This is a genomic window from Candidatus Thiodiazotropha sp. LNASS1 (genome assembly GCF_964212655.1).
GTDB lineage: Bacteria > Pseudomonadota > Gammaproteobacteria > Chromatiales > Chromatiaceae > Thiodiazotropha.
Genome location: NZ_OZ156465.1, coordinates 2,901,823 through 2,920,957, shown reverse-complemented (window position 1 = coordinate 2,920,957; position 19,135 = coordinate 2,901,823). Strand labels below are relative to the sequence as shown.

Annotated in this window: 18 protein-coding genes; 9 read left to right on the top strand and 9 right to left on the bottom strand. The window is 54.9% G+C overall.

The window, feature by feature from the left end; translation table 11 throughout:
- Window positions 1-31 precede the first annotated feature (31 nt).
- Entirely contained in the window at window positions 32-3,883 is a 3,852-nt protein-coding gene (locus AB8516_RS12795; RefSeq protein WP_369161174.1) for a DUF3683 domain-containing protein, read from the bottom strand.
- 135 nt (window positions 3,884-4,018) lie between these two features.
- On the opposite strand from AB8516_RS12795, the gene AB8516_RS12790 reads away from it, so the two are divergent.
- Window positions 4,019-4,489 (top strand): cytochrome c, encoded by a 471-nt coding sequence (locus AB8516_RS12790; protein WP_369161172.1) that lies wholly within the window; start codon window positions 4,019-4,021, stop codon window positions 4,487-4,489.
- A gap of 1 nt (window position 4,490) precedes the next feature.
- Here the strand turns inward: AB8516_RS12790 and AB8516_RS12785 are convergent, their stop codons facing one another.
- Window positions 4,491-4,814 (bottom strand): PilZ domain-containing protein, encoded by a 324-nt coding sequence (locus AB8516_RS12785; RefSeq protein ID WP_369161170.1) that lies wholly within the window; start codon window positions 4,812-4,814, stop codon window positions 4,491-4,493.
- A gap of 427 nt (window positions 4,815-5,241) precedes the next feature.
- Here AB8516_RS12785 and AB8516_RS12780 point away from each other — a divergent pair, with 427 nt between their 5' ends.
- Both AB8516_RS12780 and AB8516_RS12775 read left to right on the top strand, forming a co-directional pair.
- A complete protein-coding gene (locus AB8516_RS12780; protein WP_108289882.1) occupies window positions 5,242-5,712 on the top strand; it encodes a DUF4124 domain-containing protein in 471 nt (156 codons plus the stop codon).
- Complete coding sequence (locus AB8516_RS12775) at window positions 5,712-6,941, top strand: multifunctional CCA addition/repair protein (RefSeq protein ID WP_369161168.1); 1,230 nt, start codon at window positions 5,712-5,714, stop codon at window positions 6,939-6,941. Before AB8516_RS12780 ends, AB8516_RS12775 begins: the two co-directional genes overlap by 1 nt.
- Window positions 6,942-6,951: 10 nt before the next feature.
- Here the strand turns inward: AB8516_RS12775 and AB8516_RS12770 are convergent, their stop codons facing one another.
- Window positions 6,952-8,148 carry a TraB/GumN family protein gene (locus AB8516_RS12770; RefSeq protein WP_369161166.1) on the bottom strand — a complete coding sequence of 399 codons (1,197 nt, stop codon included), beginning with the start codon at window positions 8,146-8,148 and terminating at the stop codon, window positions 6,952-6,954.
- Between the two features lie 152 nt (window positions 8,149-8,300).
- Here AB8516_RS12770 and cysC point away from each other — a divergent pair, with 152 nt between their 5' ends.
- From cysC to AB8516_RS12755, 3 genes are read left to right on the top strand one after another with little or no spacing between them, the layout of a single operon-like run.
- Window positions 8,301-8,909, top strand: a complete 609-nt coding sequence (gene cysC, locus AB8516_RS12765) for an adenylyl-sulfate kinase (protein ID WP_108289879.1) — start codon at window positions 8,301-8,303, stop codon at window positions 8,907-8,909.
- A gap of 43 nt (window positions 8,910-8,952) precedes the next feature.
- Window positions 8,953-9,351, top strand: coding sequence for an asparagine synthetase (locus AB8516_RS12760; protein WP_369161164.1), 399 nt, complete (start codon window positions 8,953-8,955; stop codon window positions 9,349-9,351).
- A gap of 34 nt (window positions 9,352-9,385) precedes the next feature.
- A complete protein-coding gene (locus AB8516_RS12755; protein ID WP_369161162.1) occupies window positions 9,386-10,408 on the top strand; it encodes an AI-2E family transporter in 1,023 nt (340 codons plus the stop codon).
- Between the two features lie 4 nt (window positions 10,409-10,412).
- Here the strand turns inward: AB8516_RS12755 and AB8516_RS12750 are convergent, their stop codons facing one another.
- Both AB8516_RS12750 and AB8516_RS12745 read right to left on the bottom strand, forming a co-directional pair.
- A complete protein-coding gene (locus AB8516_RS12750) occupies window positions 10,413-11,669 on the bottom strand; it encodes an HDOD domain-containing protein (RefSeq protein ID WP_369161160.1) in 1,257 nt (418 codons plus the stop codon).
- An 18-nt stretch (window positions 11,670-11,687) separates the two neighbouring features.
- Window positions 11,688-12,656 carry a dihydroorotate dehydrogenase gene (locus AB8516_RS12745; RefSeq protein WP_369161158.1) on the bottom strand — a complete coding sequence of 323 codons (969 nt, stop codon included), beginning with the start codon at window positions 12,654-12,656 and terminating at the stop codon, window positions 11,688-11,690.
- Window positions 12,657-12,690: 34 nt separating this feature from the next.
- On the opposite strand from AB8516_RS12745, the gene AB8516_RS12740 reads away from it, so the two are divergent.
- On the top strand, window positions 12,691-13,155 hold the full coding sequence (locus AB8516_RS12740) for a tRNA (cytidine(34)-2'-O)-methyltransferase (protein WP_369161156.1): 465 nt from the start codon (window positions 12,691-12,693) through the stop codon (window positions 13,153-13,155).
- A 33-nt stretch (window positions 13,156-13,188) separates the two neighbouring features.
- On the opposite strand, the gene AB8516_RS12735 is transcribed toward AB8516_RS12740, so the two are convergent.
- The 4 genes from AB8516_RS12735 to AB8516_RS12720 form a co-directional block, all read right to left on the bottom strand.
- Window positions 13,189-14,199, bottom strand: a complete 1,011-nt coding sequence (locus AB8516_RS12735) for an NAD(P)H-dependent glycerol-3-phosphate dehydrogenase (protein ID WP_369161154.1) — start codon at window positions 14,197-14,199, stop codon at window positions 13,189-13,191.
- A gap of 54 nt (window positions 14,200-14,253) precedes the next feature.
- Window positions 14,254-14,736 (bottom strand): protein-export chaperone SecB, encoded by a 483-nt coding sequence (gene secB, locus AB8516_RS12730; protein ID WP_369161152.1) that lies wholly within the window; start codon window positions 14,734-14,736, stop codon window positions 14,254-14,256.
- Window positions 14,737-14,758: 22 nt separating this feature from the next.
- Window positions 14,759-15,181, bottom strand: a complete 423-nt coding sequence (locus AB8516_RS12725) for a rhodanese-like domain-containing protein (RefSeq protein ID WP_369161150.1) — start codon at window positions 15,179-15,181, stop codon at window positions 14,759-14,761.
- Window positions 15,182-15,336: 155 nt separating this feature from the next.
- A complete protein-coding gene (locus tag AB8516_RS12720; RefSeq protein ID WP_108275606.1) occupies window positions 15,337-15,639 on the bottom strand; it encodes a helix-turn-helix transcriptional regulator in 303 nt (100 codons plus the stop codon).
- A gap of 622 nt (window positions 15,640-16,261) precedes the next feature.
- Here AB8516_RS12720 and gpmI point away from each other — a divergent pair.
- Window positions 16,262-17,818, top strand: coding sequence for a 2,3-bisphosphoglycerate-independent phosphoglycerate mutase (gene gpmI, locus AB8516_RS12715; protein ID WP_369161148.1), 1,557 nt, complete (start codon window positions 16,262-16,264; stop codon window positions 17,816-17,818).
- 3 nt (window positions 17,819-17,821) lie between these two features.
- Window positions 17,822-19,120, top strand: a complete 1,299-nt coding sequence (locus AB8516_RS12710; protein WP_369161146.1) for a murein hydrolase activator EnvC — start codon at window positions 17,822-17,824, stop codon at window positions 19,118-19,120.
- Window positions 19,121-19,135 lie beyond the last annotated feature (15 nt).

Genomic DNA, 19,135 nt, shown 5'->3' with positions numbered 1-19,135 from the left:
CCTAATTTACCGCTGGCGGGATAGCGTCTGGCTAGACCAATACAAGCTCAATGCCATCCTGCATTAGTTGATCGATGAAACGCTGTTGCCACGCCTCGCCATGCAGCTGACGGATGGTTTCAAGCACCAGATAATCAGGCCTTAAGGCGGTCTCGTCGGTGTAGCGACTGAGTCCCTGCAGGCAGGCAGGGCAGCTTGTCAAAAGCTTAATCTGCGGTGTGGCAGCCGGGTCATTTTTAAGCAGCCTATCTATGCCATTGTGGAGTTCTTCCGATTTCCTGAAGCGTAACTGATTAGCGATGTCGGGGCGGCTGGTTCCCAATGTACCTGCTTCGCCGCAGCAGCGGTCGCTCAGCAGTACGGGTTTGCCCATCAGTTTGCCGGCAACCTGTTGCGGTGTGTAGTGTTTGATCGGGGTGTGACAGGGATCGTGGTAAAGATACTCGGTCTGCTGATTACCCGGTAACGAGATTCCTCGCTCCACCATGTATTCGTGAATATCGAGCAGGCGACAGCCGGGAAAGATCTTCTCGAACTGATATTTCAGCAGTTGGTCCATACAGGTGCCGCAGGAGACCAGCACGGTCTTGATATCCATGTAGTTCAGGGTGTTGGCAATACGGTGGAAGAGGACCCGGTTCTCGGTGGTGATGCGATGTCCACGTTCGTGGAGGCCGGCTGCGGTTTGCGGATAGCCGCAACAGAGATAGCTGGGTGGCAGGACCGTCTCCGCCCCCAGTTCACAAAGCATGGCAAGGGTAGCCAAACCGATTTCACTGAACAGACGTTCAGAACCGCAACCGGGAAAATAGAAAATCGCATCGCTCTCTTCATTGACCTTTCTTGGGTTGCGCAGGATCGGCACAGAGTCTGTTGTTTCCAGCTTCAGGGCATCCCGCAGGGTCAGTTTGGGCGGTTCGACCCGAATCGGTTTTTGCACCATCTCCACCACCATTGCCTGGGGCTTTGGTGTTCCTGTGGTGGCTTTGGGCGGTTGGTTTTTGGGCTTGCGCATACCGGCCTTGCCAGCCAGTGCATAGCCGAGATTGAGCCCTTTGAAGCCCCACTCCGCCAGTCCCTTGCGCAGCCAGCGGATGGCGGCGGGGTGAGTGATGTTGAGAAAGGTCATTGCGGCGGCTGTACCGAGGTTTCTGCGCTTTTTACCCCGGTCGACGAGGATTTTTCGCATCATCGTCGTCACTTCACCGAAATCGATATTTACCGGGCAGGGGATTTCGCATTTGTGACAGACCGTGCAGTGGTCCGCGACATCGTTCATCTCAGCGAAGTGTTGCATGGAGATGCCGCGACGGGTCTGCTCTTCGTAGAGAAAGGCCTCCACGATCAGACCGGTGGCAAGGATCTTGTTACGCGGAGAATAGAGCAGATTGGCGCGGGGTATGTGGGTCATGCAGACCGGTTTACACTTGCCGCATCGCAAACAGTGCTTAATCTCGTCGTTGAGCGTGCCCAATTCACTCTCTTCGAGGATGATGGCCTCCTGTTCCAGCAAGCGCAGCGAGGGCGTATAGGCCATCTCCAGATCGGCACCCTCGATCAACTTTCCGCGATTGAACCGGCCCTGGGGGTCGACCTCCTGTTTGTATTCAGCGAATGCGGTGAGTTTGTCCGCTGCCAGGTATTGCAGTTTGGTGAGGCCGATGCCATGTTCTCCCGAAATCGCCCCACCGAGAGAAATCGCCAGATCCATTATGCGGTCAACAATGCGGTCTGCCTGCTGCAGCATGGCATAGTTATCCGAGTGGACAGGTATATTGGTGTGCACATTGCCATCACCGGCATGCATGTGCAGGGCGACGAACAGGCGGGAATCTCGCAGACGGGCGTGGATATCACGCATCGCTCGGCGGATTCGGCGTACCTCCTGCCCGGAGAATATCTCATCCAGGCGGGTGGCGATTTCATTGCGGTAGGAGACGACCAGGTCGCGTCTGAGCAGCAGGTCGAGCAATCGGTCATCGGGTTCGACAGTGCGTTGCACAGCCTCGTCGAAGAGTGCGTCATGGGCGTTGGCGGGGGCGTCGAGCTGAGTGAGCAGCGAGTGCCAGCGTTGGCGGGCCTGTGTCACAGCCTCCCGCGCCAGATCGAGCTTTGCCTGTAGGATGGAGCGGTTTTCGTCACTCGTCTCAAAATCGTCATCCGGTTTGCGCATTGAGTGGTCACCGGCGAGATAGGCAATAACCTCTTCGGCGATTCGAATCTTGTTCTTGATCGACTCCTCGATGTTGATACGTTCGATACCGCGGCTGTAGTCGGCCAGCTTGTCCAGTGGAATGACCACATCCTCATTGATCTTGAAGGCGTTGGTATGGGCTGAAATCGCTGCCGTGCGGGCGCGGTCGAGCCAGAAATTGCGGCGCGCCTCCGGACTGCTGGCGACAAAGGCCTCCCCTTCCCGGGCCTCTGTCATGCGTATGACCTCTGCGGCCGCGTGCTCCAGCCTCTCTTCATTGTCACTGGCAATATCGGCCAACAGCACCATTTTCGGATGCTCATGGCGGGGTGCCTTGGTGGAGTATTTGACCGCTTTCAAGTAGCGCTCATCCAGATGTTCCAGGCCCACCAGTTGAACCTCATCGTGCCTGTCGAGATAGCGCTTGATTTCGATGATGGCAGGTACTGCCTTACCGATGTCGCTGCCGAAGAACTCCATGCACAGGGTGCGTACCTGTTGCGGCATCCGATGCAGGATAAAACGCGCCGAAGTGATCAGGCCGTCGCAGCCCTCTTTCTGAACACCGGGAAGCCCGGCTAGGAATTTATCGGTGACATCTTTACCGAGACCCGCCTTGCGAAAGGCGCTTCCCGGCATGCTGAGGACCTTTGGTTCGGCTTCCGGCGTATTGTTGCCGCTTTGATAGCGGGTAAGCCGGAACCGTACCTCCTCCTGTTCATGGATCTTGCCAAGATTATGGTCGAGGCGCTCGATCTCGAGCCACTCACCATTGGGCATCACCATGCGCCAGCTGGCGAGATTATCGAGGGTAGTACCCCAGAGCACCGCCTTCTTTCCGCCTGCGTTCATGGCGATATTACCGCCGATGGTCGAGGCATCCTGGGAAGTGGGATCGACCGCGAAGGCGAGACCGTTTGCCTCCGCCATCTCGGATACACGGCGTGTAACGACACCGGCGCCGACACGGATGGTCGGGACCTTGTCATCGACACCGGGTAATGCGCGATACTCGATCTGATCGATGAAATCGAGTTTTTCGGTATTGATTACCGCGCTATGGGGATCGAGAGGTACGGCGCTGCCGGTGTACCCCGTACCTCCGCCGCGGGGGATCAGCGTCAATCCGGAATCGATGCATGCCTTGACGATGGGGGCGATCTCCTGCTCGGAGTCGGGGGTGATCACAACGAAGGGTATCTCTACCCGCCAGTCGGTTGCGTCCGTGGCATGGCAGACACGGGCGAAACCACTGAAATCCACGTTGTCTGGCCGGGTCAAACCGATGAGATTGGTCTTGCTGCGGCGGCGCAACGCCATCAGTTCGTCAAAGCGCCGATGGAAGCTGTCCACGGCTTCCCTTGCCGCATGCAACAGGGTCAAGGCCTTCTGATTGCCGTTGGCACGGTTTTCGAATTGATCAAGGCGATGTTTCAGCGCCCCGATCAGGGCCTCTCGGCGTGATTCATTGTCGAGCAGGTCGTCCTGGAGGTAGGGATTGCGGCTGATAACCCACATATCGCCTAGTACTTCGAACAGCATCCTTGCAGAGCGTCCGGTGCGGCGAGTTCCCCGTAGCTCCTCGATCAGTTCCCACATGGGTTTGCCAAGGAACCGGATCACGATCTCCCGGTCAGAGAAGGACGTATAGTTGTAAGGAATCTCACGTATTCGTGGCGATGGCTGCATATCGGTCTAGGGTCAGGAGGCGTGTGGCGAGGTAACAATCAGATCGACTATTGTAGCCTAAAAAAGTATGGCCCTTCAGTTTACAATTATAGAATTTATCAATACATCATCCTGTCGATTCATGGGGGATTTTCAATGAAGTGCAAAAACAATAGTTTCACCGGGAGTATGCTTTCCTTGACGCTGGCGTCATCGTTGATATGCGCATCACCGGTAGCGTGGGCCGATGACATAGAGAGGGCGGTCGAATACCGTCAGGGCGTGATGAATGTCTTCGGCTGGAATATGAAGGCGATGTCCAACATGATGAAAGGCAAGATTCCGTTCGACCAAAAGGTGTTCGCCCATCATGCAAAAGACCTGGCAAGCGCCTCCGGGCTGAATCTGTTGCCAGGCTTTCCCGAGGATTCAGAATCTGAGGAGAGTGATGCGCTGCCGGAAATCTGGATGGAATTCGATGACTTCGAAGCCAAATACCAGAAACTGGCAGAGGCGGCCAGGGGTTTGAGTGAAACCGCGGTCAATGGTGACAAGGCATCCCTCGGCAAGGCCTTGGAGACGACGGGCAAAGCCTGCAAGGCCTGCCACAAGAAGTACAAGAACTGAATCAGGGAAAATCGGGGCCTGTGTCGCTCTCCGTCAGGATGCGGTCGATACTGCAGGCGATATTGAATTGATCGCTCTCGGCGGAATCGCTGCGAATTACCTTTGCATCCGCCAGCAGGGGGGGTGTGATGGAATGACCCGGTATGATGGCAATGATTATCTTGGTGCCGGGTGTCAGCTCCCTGTCGGAGCTCATCAGCAGGCCTGAATTACTGAGATTCTTTACCTTGCCGGTGGAGACCTGACGCTCGCCTTCGATACGGTATCGGACCTCGCCATCCACCACCATCCGATAAAAGTCGCGCTTCTCGATAAAGTCATTCATATCTAATGTCTCCCCTCGGCATTGTCAGATATGGAACCCCTGGATTTCTAATCTATCAATTTAGAGTCCAGTATGTAGCGATAACAAGCACAAACCAGTCGTTTTCTTCCTGGATTTACAAAATCTTGCGAAGGATACTGTGGCCATTTCGAGAGACTGTAGGCCAATCCCGGGGGAAATGACAGCAGTAACTTGTCGGTTGTTGCTGAAGTTATCTCTTGTGAGCAAACACGGGAAGACCCTATGATAGCCATGACCGAACTCAATGATTCATGAATGAAGCGAAAGATTGTTGTCTAATGAGTACGGGCCTCTTAACGTTCAGATCAAACGCGAACAGTGGTTGCTCAAAATCATGGTGCCTGCAGTGTGTGTAGTCCACACTCAAGCGTGAGACAGGTCATCAACCACGTAGTCGAGGATTAGCATGGATATACGTATAACAGTTCTGGCATCGTTGATAGCGGCCTTGCCGGCCCTGCTGCAAGCGGGAGATGTCTACCGGTCTGTGGATGCCGAGGGTAATGTGACCTATACCGATACACCGCCGAAGACAGACAGTACGGTAGAGAAGATCGAAATTCAGCCGGGTCCCTCTGAGGCATCGAAACTCGATACAGAGGAGCGCAATGCGGCCATCCGCAAGGCAATGGAAGAGGCCAGGGCAAAACGTCTGGAGAAGAAGGCTTCTCGAGAAGAGCGGTTATCCAAGGCGCGCGAGGAGCTGGAAGATGCTGAAGCCGATCTGGAACGGACCAAGGAGCTTGGCGAAGATGATCGACAATATTTGAGCGGCGGAAGAAGCCGCATCAAACCCGAATATTTCGACCGCATCAAAGAGGCGGAGGACAAAGTCGAGGCCGCACGGAAAAATTTCAAGGAAATCCGCGGCTACTGATGCAGACCTATCTGGTAGGCGGGGCCGTCAGAGACAGGCTCATGGGCATGCCGGTCAAGGAGCGTGATTTTGTCGTTGTAGGCGCTGATCCCGATATCATGTCGGCCCGTGGATTTCAGCAGGTCGGCAGCCATTTTCCGATTTATCTCCATCCCGAAACCCATGAGGAGTATGCGCTTGCCCGCAGTCGACGATCTGCGGATGGCGCCAAAGGCGACTTCGCCGACGATGGTCCGGTTACCCTTGAGCAGGACCTTGCCCGGCGTGATCTCACCATCAATGCCATTGCAGAGGATGAGCAGGGACGGCTGATCGATCCTTTCGGTGGCCGTGAAGATCTGCAAAGGCGCCTGCTTCGTCATGTCTCCGATGCCTTTGTCGATGATCCCATCCGCATTCTGCGCGTTGCCCGTTTCATGGCGCGCTATGCCGATTTCGGCTTTACCGTGGCGCCTGAGACTGAGGCCCTGATGGTTGAAATGGTGGTGGCCGGGAGGCTTGACAAGCTGGTTCCGGAGCGGGTTTGGCAAGAGCTGTCTGGGGCGCTTGGCGAGCCGCGGCCCAGATCCTTTTTCGAGACCTTGCGAGGGGTGGGTGCGTTGCAACGGGTGTTCCCGGAAATCGATGCGCTGTGGGGCGTTCCCCAACCGAAGCACTGGCATCCGGAGGTGGATTGCGGTGAACATACCATGTTGGCGCTACAGGTCGCCGTTGACTTGAGCGATGATCCGGAAGTCAGGTTCGCCACGCTTACCCACGATTTGGGTAAGGCGACCACCCCAGAGCGGATATTGCCAAGTCACTATGGCCATGAGGCTCGTGGCGTAAAGGCGATTCAACGGATATGCAATCGCATCAAGGCGCCGACCCGTTTTCGCGAACTGGCCTGCCGTTGCGCCACATTTCATGGATATCTGCATCGATTATACGATTTAAAGCCGAAAACGGTTCTGAAACTGCTTGCTGGTTTGGATGCCTTTCGCCAACCGCAGCGCTTACAACAATTCATCCTGGTGTGTCAGGCAGATTACCAGGGACGACTGGGTTTTCGGCAACGCCCCTACCCTCAAGCGCATGATCTGATGCGCATCTACCAGGCTGCTTCAGAGGTGTCATCGGCAACCCTTGATCATACGCTGATGGGCAGGCTGTTAGGCGATGCGATTCGCCGAGAGAGGATTAAGCGTATAAGTGACGTAATGAACTCGCTCGAAGCAGCCGTCGATTGAGTATTGCAGTTCAATCGACCAGGCGTTCGAAGATCCTGAATCCGGCGACGTAGGTACCAATCGCTGAACCCAGGGTGCTGAATAGAAAAATCAACAGGGTTCGGGAGACCCGGTTTTTCCACCAACCACGAAATGATGTGGTGTCGTTGCGCAAACGCGCGAAGTCGGCAACTGTCGGTTTGCGTAGAAACAGCTCGGCTGCGGCGGTCACCATGCCGGCGCCAATCGTCGGATTCAGTGAGGTCAGGGGCGCCGCGAAGAAAGCGGTGAAGACGGTCAACGGATGGGCGGCGGCGAGTAAGGCGCCCAGGGCGGACAAACCGCCGTTTATCAGGACCCAGTCGACCACCAGCTGCCAACCCAATGAAGGGCTGCGTTGAAAGCCGATAATAAAGCCGCTCAATATCAATACCACGATGATCCATGGAATCAGCTTCGGCCAGCGACTTGGTTTGGGTTCCTGTTCGAGTTGCCTGATCTGCTCATCCGGAGCGCTGGTAGGATTTTGCAGGTAGTTGGCGATACCGTTCATATGACCGGCCCCCACCACAACCAACAGATCTTCATGCCCTTTGCTTGTGACCTCCTGCATTAATCTGGCGGCCATATATCGGTCGCGTTCGTCGATCAGAGGCAGGTAGAGATCTTGGCGGTCTTCGGCGAATTCGGCGAATGTTGTCTCGAGAATATCTCCCTCTTTCAGATGCTCGATCTCCTCTTCAGAGACCTCCTCCTTGGACAGAATGGTACCGAGAATGCCGGTGAAGAGGGCAAACCGCTTCCACCATGAAAGGTTGCCAGCCACCCGCTTGAGTGTGGTGCTGATCTCCCTGTCGATCAGCAGCAGGTCGCGATGGGATTCCCGGGCAAGGCGGATAGCTTCCCTCTGCTCCTCTCCGGGGGAGATGTTGAACTGGTCAGCCAGCCTTTGCTGATAGGCGCCGAGGGCTAGATTCGCCATCACCATCATCACCCTTTTCTCCCTGACGACCTTCAGCAGATCCATTTTTGCCAGGTCGTCCGGATTGATCAGCGCATTGTAACGGCTTGGACACAGCTCCACCGCCACCGCATCGTAGTCACCGGTCTCAAGGAGTTGTTTGACCTTTTCCGCGCTTGAGCGCGATACGTGGGCTGTGCCCAAAAGGGTTATCTTGCTATCGCCAAGAATCACTTCCCGTTGTGGTTCCCGATCTGTCTGGGGCATGGTTTTATGTCATTCAGTTACAAAAGCCTGCCATTCTAACAGCCTCTTCATTGCAGAGGGTGGATAATTCGCTTGAAATTTGTATGGCGTTTGCCTGATTTCCAATTTACAGGTAGCGTAGGCAATTGACTTGGAGTGGTGGATTGAGCGTGATGAACAAAAACATTGTCTGGCATGAAGCGACGGTCACACGTGAACGGCGTGAAAAGATGAACAGGCACCGGGCCAAGTTGCTGTGGTTTACAGGGCTCTCAGGATCCGGCAAGTCAACACTGGCCCATGCGCTGGAGGAGGAGCTGCATCAAAGGGAGTGTCGCACCTATGTCTTCGACGGTGACAACGTTCGTCATGGCTTGTGCCGCGATCTTGGATTCAGCACAGAGGACAGGAGTGAAAATATACGTCGAATCGGAGAGATGGCAAAGCTGTTCGTGGATGCAGGTGTGATCGCCCTTACAGCCTTTATCTCGCCCATTCGTGAAGACAGGGAGCGCGCCAGAGGGTTGTTTCCTCACGGGGACTTTATCGAGGTTTACGTAAGCTGTCCTCTGGAGGTGTGTGAATCCCGGGATGTAAAAGGTCTCTACAAAAAGGCGCGATCGGGTGAGATTCCAAACTTCACCGGAATATCCGCGCCCTATGATGTACCGAATAAACCTGAGATAACCATAGAGACTCAGGATCGGACAGTACAGGAGTGCGTTCATGAGTTGATCGAGGCACTGGAACAGCGAGGGGTGATACCCACCAAGGTGGTATAGCGGCCGGTTGTCTTGATCGTTTCGCCTGCAGGAGGAAATACCGTTGTCACATAAATTATTGCTCATCATGTCGTTGATAAGCCTGCTCACGGCATGCCAGACCCTGGGGGAGCGTAAACGCGCGCAGACGCTGCAAGACACATTACGCAGCTACGAGGCGACCGTACGCTGGAGTTCGGGGCAACATGTGTCGAAGTTTCAAGATCCGGAACATGCTGCGACGGACAGAACCCCGGGGCGTGCGAATATCAGGGTAACCGGTTATGAGGTGATCCAGGGGCCGACCATGCTGGGTGATAAGCGCGCCGTTCAGACCGCAGTTATTCAATTTGTGTTTCAGGAGAGCCAGGTCGTAAAGGAGATCGCGGATCAGCAGGAGTGGCTCTACGATGAAACGCAGGAAAAGTGGTATTTGAACAGCCAGCTTCCTGAATTTAAGTAACAATCCCGCAAGCGCCTGATATAACTATTAAGCAGTGAACGAACAGCCACACCAAATTTCGCCCACATCCCGTTTTCTGCTGTCCATGGCTGCATTCGTGGTGGTTGTGGCGGGTATGAAGGCAGCCGACACATTACTCATCCCTTTTCTGCTGTCCCTATTTATCGCCGTTATCTCTGCGCCACCGCTGTTCTACCTGAAGGGGAAAGGTGTGCCCGGCGGTGTGGCGATGATACTGGTCGTCGGTATGATCGTAGTGACAGGCGTGCTGATGGCCTGGCTGGTCGGCGGGTCGTTGGATGACTTCACCAATAATCTGCCCAAGTACCAGGAGAGTTTAAAGCTGCAAAGCACCAACTTTGTCACCTGGCTCTCCACCCTGGGTGTGGAACTCAATGTTCAGACCATCACCACCTATTTCAATCCGGCGAAGGCGATGGCGATGGCCGGCAAGTTGATGGGTGGCCTTGGCAATGTACTGACCCAGGCCTTCCTGATCCTGATTACCGTGATCTTTATGCTGCTGGAGGCGAATGCATTCCAGGCAAAATTGAAAAATCACGCGGAAAGCCCCGAACGATCACTGGCCAGGGTGGAGGCGATCACATCCAGTATCAAGCAGTATATGGTGATCAAGACCTCGACCAGCATGTTGACCGGTATTTTGATCGGGCTCTGGTTGTGGTTTTTGGATATCGACTATCCGGTGCTCTGGGGAATGCTGGCGTTTCTGTTCAACTATGTGCCCAATATCGGCTCCATCATCGCCGCGGTGCCGGCGGTACTGCTGGCACTGATTCAGTTCGGACCACAGGCGAGTCTATGGACGGCTGTGGGATACCTGGTGGTGAACAGCCTGGTGGGGAATGTCATTGAACCGCGCTTCATGGGAAAAGGTCTGGGGTTATCGCCGCTGATCGTCTTTATTTCCCTGGTCTTCTGGGGATGGATACTGGGGCCGGTGGGTATGTTTCTCTCGGTGCCATTGACTATGACCATGAAGATCGTACTCGACAGCAACCACGACACTCGTGGATTGGCTGCCATGCTCGGATAAGATCTCAGGCCGTCAACATCTGTTTGGCGCGGGCAATCTTTTCTTCTGCCTTGTCCAGGATCTTCAGGCTGAGTTTTGGTGTCAACTCACCCAGGTTGAGCCGTTTTACAGCAGGGACCTGATCAAGGGTCGGCAGATGCTTCATCTCATCACTGCCGATATAGGTATGCAGTTGGGAAACGATTACCAGGTCAGCATAATCCCCCTCCCCTTCATGCTCCCGGAACCAGTTTTCCGCCTCTTCCGTAACCAGTATCAGGTCGTCGATGAAGCCCCAGCTACGCAGAATCTCACTACCGATGCGGCCACGCAAATCGTGCATCACCTGCGCCAGCTTTTCATTGTCGTTGGCGACTTCAGTATAGTTTTCCGCGTAGCTGAGTATTGCCACGTTGCCGATATCATGCAGTAGTCCGGCTAGCAGGGCATGCTCGGCGTTGAAGCGACCGGAGAATTTGGCAAGGACATAACAGATAGCGCTCACCTTGACGCTATGCTCCCATAACCTGCGCATCTGCTCTTTCAGGACACTCGAATGTGTATTGAACAACTCTCTCAAGGCGAAAGTCAGGACCAGTTTATGGGTCGTGTCGGCGCCCAGTCGGACAATCGCGGCGGCACAGGAGTCGACCGGCGTCACCCCGGCATAGAGAGGACTGTTTGCGGCACGCACGAGCTTGGTTGTAATCGCCGGATCGGTCTGGACGATATTGGCCAGTTTTCTCGCATTGGTTGTTTCGTCCCGCATAGCCCGGCCAACACGTACCGCCACATCGGGCAGACTCGGCAACACCAGTCGGTTGGTATTGAGGTCATCGAGCAGGACCTGTGTCATCCTGCTTTCGGCAAGTATCGGATCCACGATTTGGCTATCGCTGCCTAACTCGGTCGCGGTAAACCCTTCATCGTCATTCAAAAGCCCCTCAAGCAGACTGTTTTCGATCACCAGGTAGTCCGTTGGGGACATCGCCTCTACGGTGTAGCGTCTGGGAATCAAATTGGCGATGGGGCTTTGTGCCTGCGGGGAGTCATCGAGGATTTCAGTGACCCGGCCGTCAGTGGAGAGAAGCCGTAACTTGCCTTTGATGAGGTAGAGGCTGAATGGCGTGATATCTCCCTGCTCAAGGATCTTAAGTCCCCGCCCGGCTGAATGAATCTGTATGGAACGACCAAGCAGCTCAAGTTGAATGTCGTTGAGTTGATCCAGGGGATGAAACCTTTTCAGGATTTCCGGTGTGGGGTGTACGACAATCTCACTCATGCTTAAGACTATCCTTTTTCAGCAACCACATTTTGCGGTCGGTTGTTGGTTCAACTGCAGTGTCCCGACGAGTTGATCGACTGACTGCAGTTTGTGGCGTTCCATATAGCGCATTATCCCAGTATTGATAGTTTTACAAATTAACGGATTATAAAAAAGGGCTGTGCCCACACCAACAGCACTGGCACCTGCGATCATGAACTCAAGGGCATCCTCTGCCGAAGCGATCCCCCCCTGGCCGATGATCGGAATATTGTGATCGCGGCAGACCTGATAGACCTGATGGACCTTCAGCAGCGCCACCGGTTTTATCGCCGGCCCGGAAAGGCCGCCCTGGTTATTGCCTATCAGAGGGGTACGGCTATCGATATCGATAGCCATGCCCATCAGGGTGTTGATGACGGCGAAGGCGTCACTGCCCGCCTCAATACACCCTTTTGCATTGGCAGCTATATCCGTCTGATTGGGGGAGAGTTTTGTGATCAGTGGCTTGCGTGTCGCCTTTCTGCAAGCCTCCACCACGCGTGCCGACATCGCCGGATCGTTACCGAAAGCGACACCACCCTGCTTGACGTTGGGACAGGAGATATTGATCTCTATGGCATCGATGGGTGAGTCGTCGAAACGCCGGGTGACTTCAAAATACTCTTCCACCGTGGAGCCCGAGACGTTGGCGATGAAACGGGTCTCGGTGAAATCGAGGGAGGGAAGAATCTCATCGATGACATGATCGACACCGGGATTCTGTAGTCCGATTGCATTCAACATGCCATCCGGTGTTTCATAGACTCGATGGGGCTGATTGCCCAGGCGTGGCTCCAGGGTGGTCCCTTTGAGGCAGACGGCGCCGGCATCCCGATTGCTGAAACCGCTCACCCTTGTGTACTCTTCGCCGAAACCGACACATCCTGAGAGCAGTACAATGGGTGAATTGAATTTAAGTCCACAGAACGCAGTCTGCAGGGTTGAAGGGCCGCTATTGTTCATCAATCTATTCTGTTTCTCCAGCCGGGGGTGAGGAGTGTTCCATGTTGTGCTCTACGAGCCGGAAATTCCACCAAATACAGGCAATATCATACGCCTGTGTGCCAATAGTGGCAGCAAATTACATCTGATTCACCCCCTGGGCTTCGATCTGGATGATAAAAGGCTGCGACGGGCAGGGCTCGATTACCGGGAGTGGGCCGATGTCGGGGAGTATGAGACCATCGAGGCGTTTATGGAAAGGATAGCGCCGAAAAATCTCTATGCCTGCACCACCAAGGCGCAGCGCTGCTATGCGGATGTGGCATTTTTGCCCGGTGATGCGCTGTTGTTCGGTCCGGAGAGTCGGGGTCTGCCGGCGAATGTGCTGGGCGGATTGGAACCGACTCAACGTATCCGCATTCCCATGTTACCGCACAGTCGTAGCTTGAATCTCTCCAACGCGGTCTCGTTGATTCTCTATGAGGCCTGGCGTCAAGCGGGCTTCGAGGGTGGAGTTTGATAGGATTTGGATTGAGGGATTTCCGGCGTTGAGTTACAGACCCTCGGCCTTTTGCCGCCTCTCCAGCAGATTGTGCACGGCCTCTTTAGGCGCCAATCCCTCATACAGCACCCGATAGACCTGCTCGGATATCGGCATCTCCACACCATGTCTCTGTGACAGGGCGTAGACCTCCTGGGCGGCGTGTACCCCTTCCACTTCCTGCCCGATACTCAACCGGGCCCTTTCCATGGAAAGACCCTCGGCAAGGGCCAGGCCCATGCGGCGATTACGGGATTGGTTGTCGGTGCAGGTCAATACCAGATCACCCAGTCCGGCAAGCCCCATGAAGGTCTCCTGCCTGCCGCCGAGTTTGAGGCCCAGCCGCATGATCTCAGTCAACCCGCGCGTGATCAATGCAGCCCTGGTGTTGGCGCCAAAGCCGAGTCCGTCGGCGATACCGGCCGCAATGGCGAGGACGTTTTTGCTGGCGCCGCCCACCTGTACCCCGATCAGGTCATCGCTTGTATAGGCACGAAACCAGGGGGCGTGGAGGAGTTCGGCAATGCGTTCCGCGTGTTCTGTTGTGGTGGCCGCAACAGTGACAGCGGTGGGTAATCCCCTCGCCACCTCGCCGGCGAAGGTCGGTCCGGAGATGACAGCCAGCTCTCGTCCGGGCAGCCGTTCGGCGGCCACCTCGCTCAAAAGTTGTTGCGTTCCCGGCTCAAAACCCTTGGTTGCCCAGGTGATACCGGGCTGGGCCTGCAGCAAGGGGGCTATGTTGGAGGCAACGCTTTGAAAGGCGTGGCTGGGTACGGCGATAAGGATCTCTGAAGCGCCGTGTAAGGCCTTGTGCAGTTCGATTTCAGGATGAAGCATTGGTGGAAACCCAACCCCCGGGAGGTATTGCTTGTTTTCCCGGTCCCGGATCAGCGCCTCGATCTCCTCTTGCAGATGACCCCATAGGCTGACCCTGTGGCCGTTGCCGCTGAGCAGTATCGCCAGGGCTGTTCCCCAGGATCCGGCCCCGAGTACCGCGATGGCTGTATTATTCGGCTCATCCATGGTGCTGAATTCGCTTCAAGTTCATAAGGGCCTGTTACCAAGCAACCATTCCGCTTAGTGCTGGGCTTCGCTCTCGGCCTGGGCCTGCGCCTTTTTCGCCAACTCCTGTTGATGCTGTGCATACAACATATCGAAATTGACCGGTTGCAGCACCAACTGCGGGAAACTTCCCTTCATGACAATGTCGGAGATGGCCTCGCGCACAAAGGGGAAGAGCTGATTCGGGCAGTAGGCGCCAAGCAGCGGGCCCATCTCCTGATCGGGAAAGCCTGTGATGCTGAAGATCCCCGCCTGTTTGACCTCTACCAGGTAGGCCGTGTTGTCCCCCACCTTAGTGGTCACCGTGACGGAGAGCGTCACTTCATACGCGGTGTCAGTGAGCTTGTTTACCTCAGTGTTGAGGTTTACGCCGGTCTCCGGTTTCCACTCTTGCTGGAAAACCGCCGGAGTGTTTGGTGTTTCGAATGAGATATCCTTGGTATAGATTCGCTGCAGGGCGAATTCTCGATTCTGTTCGTCTTGTTTGGCATCTGTCATGACTGCTTCCTATGAGGTGGGGCTACTTGGATTTCCGGGTAATGGGAAGATTCGCACTTTGCCAGGCAAGTATACCCCCTTTCAGGTTGTAAACTTGTTCGAATCCGGCTTTTTTCAGTTGCCCAGTGGCGGCCGATGACTGGGCGCCGGAGCGACAGCTGATAATTATCGGTTTCTCCTTGTATTTATTGAGCGCACCTATCTGATTGGCGAAGCCGTTACTGGGTATGCTGATCGCATTGATGATATGGCCCTTGTTGAAGTCGGCTGCCGGTCTTACATCCACCACCACGGCATCCTGATGGTTGATCAACTCAGTGGCGGCGACGGGATCGACGGCGTTTTTGTCACCGACAAGCAGGTTGAATATCAGGAATCCGGCCACTACGACAAACGTAAGGACGAGTATCCAGTGATTCATCGTGAATTCGATGAGCTGTTGCATTGGTGCCTCTTATGCAGATTAATCTATCAAGGGGGGGAGAGTTTATAACAGGAGGGCAGTAGGGTTAAGGGCTGATTGCCGATAACCATGAGAATTGATTCGGCATCTTTAATCAGCGACAGCCCGCCTGAGGCGGGGTCGGACAGATGCAGCCTTCAGCTGTGTGTACAGAAGACCTCGCGCATCATCCCGATCAGTTTAAGGGTTCGGAAGTCGCTGACCCGGTAATAGACGCGATTGGCGTCTTTTCGGGATGCGAGGATGCCCTTGTCCCGTAGTATGGCAAGATGCTGAGAGATATTGCTCTGTGAAGTGCCTACCTGCTCCACAATATCCTGTACGCTCACCTCCTGGCCGCCCAGGGTACAAAGTATTTTCAGGCGCAACGGATGGGACATGGCCTTGAGTGAGCGCGAAGCACGGTCGACGTCTTCATCGGTGGCAAATAGATTTTCCATCCCCTCTGTCTCCTGGAGATTGAGAGGTTGGGTGCTTTTGTCGTATTTGTTTTCCATGAAACCAGCCTTTTTACCAGTAACTAGGGCCTGTTAACACTAATCCAATGCACCCTGTTGTGCCTGAAAAAGCGCCAATCAAGGCGCGAGGAGAGAAGTTTGGTTATTCCAAATGAATGACGAGCAACGCCGAGTGGCGCTTTTTCAGGCACAACCCGAAGGGCTGGGGCTGTTTTCGCCCCCAGCGGCGTTATCATTCGCTCATGTAGAATAACTACACCACGCTCATTCTGCCTTGCTGGGCACGAAAACAGCCCCAGCAGGGCGTATTGGATTAGTGTTAACAGGCCCTAGGCCTGCTTAATACAAATCCAGTCGGACCTCCCGGGATGACCGTCAGTCCGGCAAGGCGCGACAGAGCCCATCGAATTAATGTTAACAGGCCCTAATACAATAATACGCTGTTTTTCCACCGAATGAGAACCCCTTTATATTATCCGGTTTATCAGTGAGCAATTCTGGCATGCTAATCCCGACTTCCCGTGGATTCTGGCTTGCTTCGGGGATTGGTGATTTAATGGGCGATTGGCCTAATCATGAGTAGTAGATATTCAGAGAACAAACAATGACGGAGAGACCCAAACCGGTTGCCCTGATCATCCTTGATGGCTGGGGTTATAGCGAGGACACAGAAGCCAACGCCATTGACAATGCAGTTACGCCGGTTTGGGATCGCCTTTGGCGTGAGCAGCCTCACACCCTTATCAATACCTCCGGGGCCTCTGTCGGTCTCCCGGGAGGGCAGATGGGCAACTCGGAAGTGGGTCATCTCAACCTGGGGGCTGGACGGGTGGTCTACCAGGAGTTTACCAGGGTCAGCCGCTCGATCAGGACGGGCTCCTTTTTCACTAACGAGACCCTGACTGAAGCGGTCGATAAGGCAATTGCCAGGCAAAAGTCGATACATATCATGGGGCTCCTCTCTCCCGGTGGCGTACATAGCCACGAGGATCATATTCATGCCATGATCAAGCTGGCCGTTGAGCGGAGGGCGCAACACGTCTATCTGCATGCCTTTCTGGATGGAAGGGATACCCCGCCAAAGAGTGCCGAGGCTTCGATCATTGCGGCAAACACTGTTTTTGCCGAATTGGGCAGAGGACGGATCGCAACCCTTACCGGTCGCTACTACGCCATGGATCGAGACAACCGCTGGGATCGAACCGAAGAGGCCTACGATTTGCTTGTGGCGGGTAAGGCTAACTATCAGGTGGAAGATGCCCGACAAGGTCTGCTTGATGCCTATGAACGGGGAGAGAGCGATGAGTTTGTCAAGACTACTGCAATCGTGCCTGCCGGGGAGGAACCGGTAACCATAGGCGATGGCGATGTGGTGTTTTTCCTCAACTACCGCGCAGACCGGGCCCGTCAGTTGACCAGCGCCTTCGTCGAGGAGGACTTTGTGGGTTTCCAACGCAAGCAAAGTCCCAGCCTGGGTGAGTTCGTCAGTCTCACCCGCTACCACAAACGCTTCGAGATACCGGTCGCATTCCCTCCGGAAAAGTTGCGTAATGTATTCGGTGAAACCATCTCCAAGCAGGGGTTGCGCCAATTGCGACTGGCCGAGACGGAGAAATATGCCCATGTCACCTTCTTCTTCAATGGCGGTCGTGAGCGGCCGTTTGAGGGGGAGGAGCGTATCCTGGTGCCGTCGCCGAAGGTGGCGACCTATGATCTGAAGCCTGAAATGAGCGCCGAGGAGGTCACCGATCATCTGGTGGCGGCGATTGGTGATGACAAACATGATGTCATCATCTGCAATTTCGCCAACAGTGACATGGTTGGGCACACCGGGAAATATGAGGCGGCAAAACTCGCCATCGAGACCCTGGATCATTGTCTGGGCAGGGTTTTGAAGGCCATCCGTCTGGCAGGCGGCGAACTGCTGATCACTGCGGATCACGGTAATTCCGAACAGATGGAAGACCATGAAAACCATCAGCCGCACACGGCGCATACAACCAATCCGGTACCGTTGGTCTATGTTGGTCGAGGCAATGCGGAACTGCTGGAGGGCGGCGCCTTGTGCGATATATCGCCAACGCTGCTGAAAATCATGGGACTGGCTCAACCTGATGAGATGCAAGGTCATCCATTGATTAACTTTACGCGGGAGGTTTGATAGATGGGGCGGGCGAGTGGCCTGATGGTCCTCTTATTGGGATTGATGCTTAGCCTCTTATCCCACCCCATTATCGCAGAGGAGTCCGAGCAAGAGGCCAGAACCAAACTGGAGCAGGTAAAAAAACGCATCCAATCCCTGCAGAAACAGTTACGCTCTACCCATGGCAAGTGGGAGCAACAAAGCCAGGCCCTGCAAAATACAGAAAAGCAGATTGGTGACTTCGCCCGCCGAATCCGGGTGACGGAACAGAGTTTGAACCGACAGAAGCGCCGTCTTGCCGGGCTTGAAAGTGAGCGTGCCGATGCACGCCTTCACCTGGATCAGCACCGTGCCTCGCTTGAGCGGCAGCTACGCGCGGGCTATGCCATGGGGCGGCAGGAAAAGTTGAAAATACTGCTCAATCAGCAGGATCCCGCAGTAGTCAGTCGTATTATGGTGTACTACGATTATTTCAACTCGGCTCGAGTGCAGCAGATGAACACAATTAAAGAGAGTCTGCGCCATCTACGGAGCATCGAGCGGGAGATAGCTCAGGAGGAGCAGCGTTTGCAACAGCTGCTGTCGAAGAACCAAAACCAGAAACGACAGCTTGAAGCGGCCAGGACCGGACGAAAGAAGATCATCGCGAGTCTTAACAAGCGCTTGAAGGACAAAGGGGAAGAGCTGGATGGTCTCAAGTCGGATGAGAAGCAACTTCGGTCGCTGCTTGCGCAGATCCAGCAGGCGCTCTCCGACATCCCCCTCGACTCCACCGCTCATGTCCCCTTCAACTCCCGTAAAGGTAAACTGCCCTGGCCCTCTCGCGGCAGGCTGGTGGCGCGCTTCGGGTCGGAGCGGCAGGTAGGTAAACTCAAGTGGGACGGGGTGCTCATCGCAGCCCCGGAAGGGCAGGAGGTTCGCGCCATTCACCACGGCAGGGTCGCCTTCGCCGATTGGCTGCGGGGTTTCGGGTTGTTGCTGATCATCGATCATGGCGACGGTTACATGAGCCTGTATGGCCACAACCAGAGCCTCTTCAAAGAGACGGGCGAGTGGGTTGAGCCGGGAGAGGTGGTGGCCCAGGTGGGCAACAGTGGCGGTCGGACATCATCCGGGGTCTATTTCGGCATCAGACACAATGGACAGCCGAAAAACCCGATCCAGTGGTGCCAGCGCATAAAAGGCAGAAAAATTGCCGGTTGGGGACGTAAAATCAGACAAAAGGAACTATCTTTTTATGCAATCACTCACACTTTTCAAGGGTCAACGCCAGTGATGCCTTTGGGTATTGGACAAACTGCCGTACAACCATTGAGCTAGCTGCACGTTAATAGG

Excerpts from the sequence above, each read along its gene's own strand:
- AB8516_RS12795 (WP_369161174.1), bottom strand. The coding sequence starts at position 3,883 with ATGCAGCCATCGCCACGAATACGTGAGATTCCTTACAACTATACGTCC.
- AB8516_RS12790 (WP_369161172.1), top strand. The coding sequence starts at position 4,019 with ATGAAGTGCAAAAACAATAGTTTCACCGGGAGTATGCTTTCCTTGACG.
- AB8516_RS12785 (WP_369161170.1), bottom strand. The coding sequence starts at position 4,814 with ATGAATGACTTTATCGAGAAGCGCGACTTTTATCGGATGGTGGTGGAT.
- AB8516_RS12780 (WP_108289882.1), top strand. The coding sequence starts at position 5,242 with ATGGATATACGTATAACAGTTCTGGCATCGTTGATAGCGGCCTTGCCG.
- AB8516_RS12775 (WP_369161168.1), top strand. The coding sequence starts at position 5,712 with ATGCAGACCTATCTGGTAGGCGGGGCCGTCAGAGACAGGCTCATGGGC.
- AB8516_RS12770 (WP_369161166.1), bottom strand. The coding sequence starts at position 8,148 with ATGCCCCAGACAGATCGGGAACCACAACGGGAAGTGATTCTTGGCGAT.
- cysC (WP_108289879.1), top strand. The coding sequence starts at position 8,301 with ATGAACAAAAACATTGTCTGGCATGAAGCGACGGTCACACGTGAACGG.
- AB8516_RS12750 (WP_369161160.1), bottom strand. The coding sequence starts at position 11,669 with ATGAGTGAGATTGTCGTACACCCCACACCGGAAATCCTGAAAAGGTTT.
- AB8516_RS12745 (WP_369161158.1), bottom strand. The coding sequence starts at position 12,656 with ATGAACAATAGCGGCCCTTCAACCCTGCAGACTGCGTTCTGTGGACTT.
- AB8516_RS12735 (WP_369161154.1), bottom strand. The coding sequence starts at position 14,199 with ATGGATGAGCCGAATAATACAGCCATCGCGGTACTCGGGGCCGGATCC.
- secB (WP_369161152.1), bottom strand. The coding sequence starts at position 14,736 with ATGACAGATGCCAAACAAGACGAACAGAATCGAGAATTCGCCCTGCAG.
- AB8516_RS12725 (WP_369161150.1), bottom strand. The coding sequence starts at position 15,181 with ATGCAACAGCTCATCGAATTCACGATGAATCACTGGATACTCGTCCTT.
- AB8516_RS12720 (WP_108275606.1), bottom strand. The coding sequence starts at position 15,639 with ATGGAAAATCTATTTGCCACCGATGAAGACGTCGACCGTGCTTCGCGC.
- gpmI (WP_369161148.1), top strand. The coding sequence starts at position 16,262 with ATGACGGAGAGACCCAAACCGGTTGCCCTGATCATCCTTGATGGCTGG.
- AB8516_RS12710 (WP_369161146.1), top strand. The coding sequence starts at position 17,822 with ATGGGGCGGGCGAGTGGCCTGATGGTCCTCTTATTGGGATTGATGCTT.